The 8,675-nt window shown below is 43.9% G+C and carries 8 protein-coding genes and 1 pseudogene; 5 read left to right on the forward strand and 4 right to left on the reverse strand.

What is annotated here, in order from left to right; genetic code table 11:
* Positions 1 to 610: 610 nt before the first annotated feature.
* On the forward strand, positions 611 to 1,660 hold the full coding sequence (locus tag Q0135_RS05105) for a hypothetical protein (protein WP_297988833.1): 1,050 nt from the start codon (positions 611 to 613) through the stop codon (positions 1,658 to 1,660).
* A 68-nt stretch (positions 1,661 to 1,728) separates the two neighbouring features.
* Here Q0135_RS05105 and nth read toward each other — a convergent pair whose 3' ends face one another.
* Positions 1,729 to 2,364, reverse strand: coding sequence for an endonuclease III (gene nth, locus Q0135_RS05110; protein ID WP_297988835.1), 636 nt, complete (start codon positions 2,362 to 2,364; stop codon positions 1,729 to 1,731).
* Positions 2,365 to 2,469: 105 nt separating this feature from the next.
* On the opposite strand from nth, the gene Q0135_RS05115 reads away from it, so the two are divergent.
* Genes Q0135_RS05115 through Q0135_RS05130 form a run of 4 tightly spaced genes read left to right on the forward strand, consistent with a single transcriptional unit; the run spans position 2,470 to position 6,658 of the window.
* Complete coding sequence (locus tag Q0135_RS05115) at positions 2,470 to 3,279, forward strand: peptidyl-prolyl cis-trans isomerase (RefSeq protein WP_297988838.1); 810 nt, start codon at positions 2,470 to 2,472, stop codon at positions 3,277 to 3,279.
* Positions 3,280 to 3,293: 14 nt separating this feature from the next.
* Complete coding sequence (gene fbaA / locus Q0135_RS05120) at positions 3,294 to 4,358, forward strand: class II fructose-bisphosphate aldolase (RefSeq protein ID WP_297988841.1); 1,065 nt, start codon at positions 3,294 to 3,296, stop codon at positions 4,356 to 4,358.
* A gap of 1 nt (position 4,359) precedes the next feature.
* Positions 4,360 to 5,649: a MotA/TolQ/ExbB proton channel family protein gene (locus tag Q0135_RS05125; protein WP_297988845.1), complete on the forward strand. Its 1,290-nt coding sequence runs from the start codon at positions 4,360 to 4,362 to the stop codon at positions 5,647 to 5,649.
* Entirely contained in the window at positions 5,636 to 6,658 is a 1,023-nt protein-coding gene (locus Q0135_RS05130) for an OmpA family protein (protein ID WP_297988848.1), read from the forward strand. The genes Q0135_RS05125 and Q0135_RS05130 overlap by 14 nt, the downstream gene beginning before the upstream one ends.
* A gap of 333 nt (positions 6,659 to 6,991) precedes the next feature.
* Here Q0135_RS05130 and Q0135_RS05135 read toward each other — a convergent pair whose 3' ends face one another.
* The 3 genes and pseudogenes from Q0135_RS05135 to Q0135_RS05140 form a co-directional block, all read right to left on the reverse strand.
* A complete protein-coding gene (locus Q0135_RS05135; RefSeq protein WP_297988850.1) occupies positions 6,992 to 8,221 on the reverse strand; it encodes a tetratricopeptide repeat protein in 1,230 nt (409 codons plus the stop codon).
* A gap of 42 nt (positions 8,222 to 8,263) precedes the next feature.
* Positions 8,264 to 8,317 (reverse strand): annotated as a pseudogene (locus Q0135_RS11410) (hypothetical protein); the annotation flags it as partial.
* On the reverse strand, positions 8,314 to 8,675 hold a 362-nt coding region (locus Q0135_RS05140; RefSeq protein ID WP_367272143.1), incomplete at its 5' end, for a tetratricopeptide repeat protein. The pseudogene Q0135_RS11410 and the gene Q0135_RS05140, both read right to left, overlap by 4 nt.

Consider the following 8,675-nt stretch of genomic DNA (forward strand, 5'->3'; position numbering starts at 1 on the left):
CTGCGGACGTCACTAAATTTAACGGCGGCTTGTCTTTTTCCTTTATACGTCGTTGGAAACTCGGTCGGCTTCGGTCACGTATTGCGTATACGCTCCCTCGCCTCCGTCGTTTCCGCCTAGTCTAAAGAAAAAATGCTGCGCCTTAAAATTTTTACAACTTGTTTTTGTCCTATGATTTAAATTTTACTCGTCTAGAACAAAATACTTCGCCCTTAAATTTTGCGGTTGCTTGCCTCGCGAGCGCTTTTCCAAAATTTCGTAAAATTTTTGCTCCGCAGGCTATATAATGGACTACTTACCGAAATAGTAAATTTAAAAGGATATAAAAATGGAAAACCAGGTCAAAAATTTTCTACAAAATTGCGAGTAGATCGTTAAATCACAAGCAAAGTGATACGAAAATCGTAGCTCTTTTGCAACCAAAATTCCACCCGTTTTTATACTGCCTTATGATGAATTTGAGAAAAAATATGGCTCAAATTTATATTTGGATGGTAGCTTTGACGTACTGGTGTTTGACGGCGATCTTAGCCTGTCGTGATGCACGATAAATTCCGCATGGCTTGAGGATAAATTTAGCGAAGCGGGCGGTAAAAATACCGCACGAGCGATGTTTGTTAACGGAAATTTATCCACCGGCGGCGATATCGTCGATGATGATTATCTGTTTTTACAGGTTGCTAAAGATACGACGTGCAATTATCTGCATTCGCAGGACGGCATTATCGCAATCGGCGGCAATCTAACGGCGCTTTGGGGCATAAGCGGTGAATACAACGACGGAATGTTGCAGGTTTTTGGAAAAACGCAAGCGCCGTATATCGTCTCAAACGACCACGCGATGCCTGATCATAGCGCTAGCGAATGCGTCTATGTCCTAGACGGACGGATCGGTCAAAGCTACCTAGGCGCGCTTGATGGTTGGGAATTTTTTGAAAATTGCGAGCTGATGTTTAAGGACGGAATTTGCGTAGATGAGCATCAGATCGATATTTCTGCCTTTTTTAAATTTGTAAAAAAGGGCGCTAATCCGCTGGTGGATTTTAAAACTTTTGAGGCTAGAAAAGCCGCCTGGGACGAAGAAAATGAAGAGCAGGAGCCAGAATACGCAGGCGATTTGCCTAAAAATTCCGAGACTATCGCCGAGACGATATATTTAGAAAATTTCAGCGGCAGCGATGAGGAGCTATACGAGTATATGGTGAGCGAATTCGAGGCTATAGAAAAAATCGGCGACGAAAGCGAAAAATATGCTTATGACGGCAGAGCTTTCAAGCTGTCTATCATTGCCGCAAGGATGGCGGAAAATTGGCGGCTGATTACTGAGCGTTATTCTGCGCAGCAGATAGACGATCTACGCAAAATCATCATTAAGAGCGCGACGAATTTAGCCGATTATTTTTTAAAGATCGGCGATAAAAAACAGCTTGCGTTCATCTATAAATTTTTAAACGATGATGCGGTAAGCATCGAAAAAGACGAGCCGTTTTTATACGAAACGCTGGTGCGCGCGGGCCTAGCGCTGCAAGATTACGATAACGCTTACGCGTTAGTGTCCGTCATCGATAAAAAGTCCGAATTTCTGCCGCAGGAGATGGTAAAAAGCATCGCGGACGTGATTAAAAGCGAAGGATACCGGGCTTGGCTGGCAAAACAGTAGGTCCCGAAAAGTAAAATTTCATAAAATTTAAATCCGTAAAATTTAACTCGCGAACATAGACTTAAATTTTACGGAAAATTCTTATCTTTGCTGCTGCACAGCTCGTTTAAAAAGCACTCCTTGCAGTTTGGCTTTATCGCCTTACAGGTGTAGCGGCCGAAAAGCACCATGCCTTGGTGCAGCTTACCAAGATCCGTTTTAAAAGCCTCGCTAAGATCGCGCTCCGTAAGCTCGGGCGTCTTTGCACGGCTCAGCCCTAGGCGATGCGCGACGCGAAAGACGTGCGTATCTACCGCCATCACGTTTGCGCCCGCGCCCTCTAAAAGCACGACGTGAGCAGTCTTTTGCCCCACGCCCGCAAGAGATTTGAGCCCCGCTTCATCAAGCGGCACGACGCCGCCAAAGTCGCTAACCACCGCCTGTGCCATTTTGATTAAATTTACCGCTTTGTTGTTGTAGAAATTGCACGAGCTAATTAGCAGCTTTACGCTTGCCAGATTGGCCTTTGCGAGCTCCTTAACGCTAGGGAATTCCGCAAAAAAGCGCGGCGTGATCAAATTTACCCGCTTGTCGGTACACTGCGCGCTAAGCATCACGCAGACCAAAAGCTGATAGTTGTCTTTAAATTTCAACTCACTGCGCTCTTCTGCAAAGTTTTGCAGAATTCTCTTTTTTATCTCTAAAATATCTTTTTTACTTCTCATTTGCATTTCCTCAAGGCGGAATTCTACCCTAAAATTCTAAAGTACAGTTTGATTGTTAACAACTTTGAGTTATAATCGCCATTAAAATTTTTTTAAGGAATTGTGATGAAAAAAGTTTTATTTACAGCACTTAGTTTGGCTGCCGCTATCAGCCTTAACGCTACCGTTTACGCTACCGTAAATGGCAAAGACGTAACTGAAAAAGAGCTCGCTCCACTACTTCAAGGCATAGGCAATGTAGATATCGCTGCTCTTAATGCCGATCAAAAAAAGGAGCTTATCGATAAAGGCATTGATCTGATGCTGCTAACGGATGAAGCTAAAAAATCGGGCGTTATGGACGAAGATGTTTATAAAAAAGAGCTTGAAATCGTAAAAGATAACTTAGCGCTTCGTGTATGGCAGGCTAAAGAAGCCAGCAAAATAAATATCGACGATAAAGAAATAGCCGATTTTTATAACAAAAACAAAGCGCGCTTTACCGAGCCTGCGAGAATCAAAGCGGCTCAGATCGTCGTTAAAACCGAAGCTGAGGCAAACGATATTATTAAGCAGTTAAAAGGGCTTAGCGACAGTGCACTATTTACTAAATTTGCAGAGCTTGCCAAAGCTAAATCTATCGATCCGCAGGCTAAACAAACCGGCGGCGAGCTAGGCTGGATGCCTAGCGATCAGGTCAAGCCTTTTGCCGATGCGATCTCTAAGATAAAAGATGGTCAAATCACTACTAAAGCGATTAGAAGCAGAGTCGGATATCACGTCGTGTTAAAAGAGGAGTCTCAAGCTAAAAAGCAGTTAAGTCAAAGCGAGGCAAAGCCTTTTATTGAGCGCGTGCTTAGACAGCAAAAAGCGGCGAAAGTAGTCGAGCAAAAAGCAGCAGATCTTCACAAAAGCGCTAAAATCGAGTATAAATAATATAGGAGCTAAAAATGGGCGTTTTAGATATAGTAAAACCGGGCGTTTTAAGCGGCGATGACGTAAGTAAGGTCTATGCATATGCGAAGCAGCAGAGTTTTGCGATCCCTGCGGTAAACGTAGTGGGATCAAATTCCATAAACGCCGTCTTGGAAAGTGCTAAAATCGCAAATTCGCCCGTTATTATTCAGTTTAGCAACGGCGGCGCAGCGTTTTACGCGGGCGCTACTTGCCCTAATGCCGCAGTTTTGGGCGCTATCGCAGGCGCGCATCAAGTGCATGCTTTGGCGGCTCATTACGGCGTCGCGGTGATTTTGCATACCGATCATGCCGCAAGGAAGCTGCTTCCGTGGATCGACGAGCTCATTAAGGCCAACGCCGCGAATAAAAAAGCTCACGGCGTGCCGCTTTTTAGCTCGCATATGCTCGATCTTAGCGAGGATGATTTGGAGTTAAATTTAGCGACCTGCGAGAAGTATTTGGAAATTTTAAGCGATCTTGGAATTTCGCTTGAGATCGAGCTTGGCGTCACAGGCGGCGAAGAGGACGGCGTCGATAATACCGGCGTCGATAACGCGCGGCTTTACACCCAGCCCGCAGATGTCGCGCTTGCCTACGAGCGACTTGGCAAAATCAGCGATAGATTTAGCATCGCAGCAAGCTTTGGCAACGTGCACGGCGTGTATAAGCCGGGTAATGTCGTGCTGAGACCTGAAATTTTGAAAAATTCGCAAAAATTCGTCCGCGAAAAATTTAATCTGCAATCCGAAAAGCCTGTAAATTTCGTCTTTCACGGCGGCAGTGGCAGCGAGACCTCCGATATCAAGGCGGCCGTGAGCTACGGCGTCGTTAAGATGAATATCGACACTGACACGCAGTGGGCGTTTTGGGACGGCGTGCGCGCTTATGAGGCCAAAAATCACGGCTATTTGCAGGCTCAAATTGGCAATCCGGAAGGTGAGGATAAACCGAATAAAAAATTCTACGATCCTCGCAAGTGGCTAAGAGCTGGCGAGCAGAGTATGGTGGCGCGCTTGCAGGTCGCATTTGACAATCTAAATTGCCTAAATAGGAACTAATATGGATCGCCCAAATAACGAAGTGCTCGATATCACGCTACCTGAGGCGAAGGAGCGCTCGTTAGCGGGCGTTTTTTTTAAGATCGCAGCTCTGCCGATTGCGGTTTTTGTGGTGTTTTTGCTGGGCTATTTGGGGCTTATCGGGCTGAAGGTAGAAACACACTCGATCCTGATGCTTGCGGTTTTGCTAATTATTGCACTAATTTTAGCTCGTCATAATGCAGAATACGGCTGCTTAAATTTTCAAAATAATATCGATGACTTCAAGCGCGAGCTGAAAAATTACATTGTCGCCAATCTCTTAAGTATCGGCGGTAAGAAAAAATCCGATGCTAGCTTTGATCTTTTTGTGGACGAATACGGCTACTCGCTGCGTAATCAAAACTACGCTTCCGTCGCGTCGGCAGTCTTTCCGATGCTTGGAATTTTAGGAACTTTCATCTCGATTGCGATTTCGATGCCGCACTTTTCCTCAAGCAATATCGATGGGCTCGAAACCGAGATCGCGCAGCTTCTAGGCGGCGTAGGTACAGCATTTTACGTCTCGATCTATGGAATTTTCTTAGCGCTTTGGTGGATATATTTCGAGAAAAAGGGCATCAGCAAATATGAGCGTCTGCTCATCAAATACAAAAATTCTACTAAAAATTTCTTCTGGAACAAAGACGAGATCACGCAGGGCTATCTGAGCGAAATTTTAAACGCTAATTCTGAAATTTCGCGCTCATTTGCGATGATGAGCTCTACGAATTTTACCGAAAGGCTAAACCGCCTAATCGATGAAAAAATCGGCGCTTTTGAAAGCGTGATGGAAGCCGAGAAGCGAAGTATGGCGATTACACAAGAAGAGCTTGAAAAAGCAGGCGAGATGATCCAAAGGACAAATCTCGCTCACGGTGAGTTAGATAAGAGCTTCGCTCAAATTTTATCTGCGCTCAAGTCTGTGTCTGCAAGCCTAATCGAAATTCAAAACGGAATTTCCGCGCAGTATCTAAGCCAGTCTAAGACTTTAACGGATGGGCAAGGCGAGCTGGCTAACATTACTAGTGCATTAAGTGCTCAAATCAAGAGCCTAAATGCCTCCTTGGGCGGGTTTGCGGGCGAAATTTCAAGTTCGCAGAATGCTTACGCCGCTAAAATTGACGCTAGCTTTAAGGGACTAAGCGCGGATTTGAAGGCACTTTTAGCTGGAGAGGGTGCTGCGCGGACGAGCAACGAAAGCATAATCGAAGAGCTTCGTAAAACGCTTGCGAGCATCGATGAAAAAGCACTTTTAGATGAAAACGAATAACGAAGAAAAAGAGACTTTTTGGATCGCGTACGCCGATTTGATGGCGGGACTACTTTTTGTTTTCGTGCTTTTAGTAGGCGGCATCATCGTCAAATACTTCCTCACGCAAAGCAACCTGCAAGAGAAAGAAAGTCAAATTTCAAGCGCGCTAGCAAGCCTGCAAAGCCAGGAGAAAAAAAGCGCCGAGCTTGAGGCGCTGAATAAAATTTTTAGCGACCAGCTCGAGAAGCTAAATATCGAAAACACCGATCTTCGAAAGCAAAATTCCATCTACTTCATACAGATCGAAGATCTGACCGAGATGGCGGAGAGGCTGAAAAAAGAGAATTTAGACATAAACTCGCTTCTGCAAAAAACGCGCGAGGACGCCAACGCTACGATCAGCCAGAACGAACTTAAAATCGCCTTTTTGCTTGATCAGCTCACGAAGAAGGAGAGCGATTTTAATAAAATTTTACAAGACCTCAACGTCACGAAAAACCGCATCCGCAACCTCACCGGAATGAAGGTCAAGATCATCGCCGATCTGAAGGAGAAGCTGGGCGGCAAGATCCGCATCGATAACGAAAGCGGCGCGATGACGCTAAGCTCGTCGATACTTTTCGATAAGGGCTCAAGCGAGCTGAAAGAGGGCGCCAAAGAGACGCTCCGCTCGACGCTGCAGAGCTATTTCGCCGCGCTTTTGAATAATAATGAAATTCGCGAAAATTTAGATCAGATCATCATCGAAGGGCACACGGACAGCGACGGCGGGTATTTGTACAACCTCGAGCTGTCGCAAAATAGGGCGTTTGCGGTGATGGATTTCATCAACTCGTGGAATAAAGATGAGCGACTGCAAAAATATCTCATCGCTAGCGGTCGCAGCTACACCCAGCCCGTGATGCGCAGAGGCGTCGAGGACAAGGACGCTAGCCGCCGCATCGAGATCAAATTTACCCTTTCAAACAAAGAGGCGATGGAGGAGATCAGGAAATTTTTGCAGTTCGACGCGAACGCTACGAATTAGTGGCTCGCCCTTAACGGCTCGCTCGAAATTTTAGCCCGCAAAGGGGAGAGCTTAAAATTTTAAAATTCCTAAAGAATTAACGGCTCATCTGAAATTTTAACGGCGGCAGAATGTATCCTTTTATTTTGGCGCGAATGTCATAAATTGGCGCTCACTAAATTTTACGCAGCGTTTACGCAGCATCTGCCGCGGCGGAATAGGTTTAAATTTTGAGCCCGCGCATTTTGACGCGCTTTTAGTACCTCCGCGCGGATAATATGGTTTAAATTTAGACCTTTAAATTTAAGCCGTAAATTTAAGCAGGCTCATGGGCGGCTTAAAAATTTAAATGAATTAAAAGCCTAGCTCATTTAACTTTTTATATCCGTCACAACCGGCTTGATCACCCAAATCGCAAGCCTTGCTGAAGTATTTTTTTGCCATACTTATATTCTGACTTATGCCTTTTCCTAAATAATATGAAATTCCGATATTATAGCATCCGCTTCCATCTTTTAAATTGCAAGCTTTTAGATATAGTTCATTTGCCTTTTTATAATCTTGCTTTACGCCTTTGCCAGAGCTATACAAAACTCCTAGATTATAGCACCCTTTGCCATATTTTAAATCACAAGCCTTAGAATATAACTCATTTGCTTTATTATAGTTTTGTTCTACACCTTCTCCTTGTTCATATAAAAACCCTAGATTGTTGCATCCTGCGTCATATTCTAGGTCGCAAGCTTGAGAATATAGCTTGCTCGCTTTTTTATAATCTTTATTTATGCCTTTGCCGTGTTCATATAAAATTCCAAGATTAGTACATCCTATGCCATATCCTAAATTACAAGCTTTAGAATACAATTTACTCGCTTTTTTATAATCTTGTTTTTCATATAAAGCCCCTAGATCATTACATCCTAACCCATATCCTAGATTACAAGCTAGAGAAAGTAAGTTTCTTGCTTTCTCGATATTTTGTTTTATGCCTTCGCCTAAATAGTGTAAGACTCCAAGATTGTAACATCCTTCGGCAATTTCTAAATCGCAAGCTTTAGAATACAATTCGCTTGCTTTCTTATAGTCTTGTTTTATACCTTCGCCCGAGGCGTATAAGAGCCCAAGATTATTACATCCTGTGCCATGTCCTAAATCACAAGCTTTAGAATATAGTTCACTAGCTTTTTCGAAGTTTTGTTCTACATCTTTTCTTGAGTCATACCAAAGCCCTAATATATAGCATCCTTCGCTATATCCTAGATTGCAGGCTTTAGAAAGTAATTCATTCGCTTTTTTGTCGTCTTGCTTTATAGACGTACCTAAATAGTATGAAGCTCCAAGATTGTAACATCCTTCGGCAACTTCTAAATCACAAGCTTTAGAATAGAATTGATCCGCTTTTTGGTAACTTTGTTGCACGCCTTCACCTTTTTCATATAAAATTCCAAGATTATGGCAGCTTTCGCCATGTTTTAAATCGCAAGCTTTAGAATATAGCTCGCTTGCTTTTTTATAATCCTGCTTTACGCCTTCGCCCGAGGCATATAAAAGCCCGAGATTGTAGCATCCGTCACCTTCTTGCAAATCGCAAGCCTTGGAAAGCAGTTCGGTTGCTTTTTGGTAATCTTGCTTTACTCCCTTGCCTGAGTGGTATAAAACACCCAGATTGCCGCAAGCTATGCTATTTTTAAGTCGTAGGCCTTAGAATATAGTTCGGTCGCTTTTTTATAATCTTGTTCTGCGCCCTTGCCGTATTCGTATGACGCCCCTAAGGTAGTGCAACCCCAGCCATCGCCCAAATTACAGGCTTTAGAATTTAGCTCTTTTGCTTTCTCATAATCCTGCTTCACACCATCCCCTGAATAGTATGCCATGGCGAGATTTACGCATGCTAAGGTGTTGTTATTATCGCATTTGCTTCGCAACTTGCTTATACCGGGATCCTCTTGTTCCGTTGATGACAAAGCTGTGGCTTCTGCTAGCGATAAAGTCGCCGTAGCGATCAGCGCTAAAAATATCTTTTTCATACATCGCTCCG

The sequence above is a fragment of the uncultured Campylobacter sp. genome, from assembly GCF_937981295.1.
Classification (GTDB): Bacteria; Campylobacterota; Campylobacteria; order Campylobacterales; family Campylobacteraceae; genus Campylobacter_B.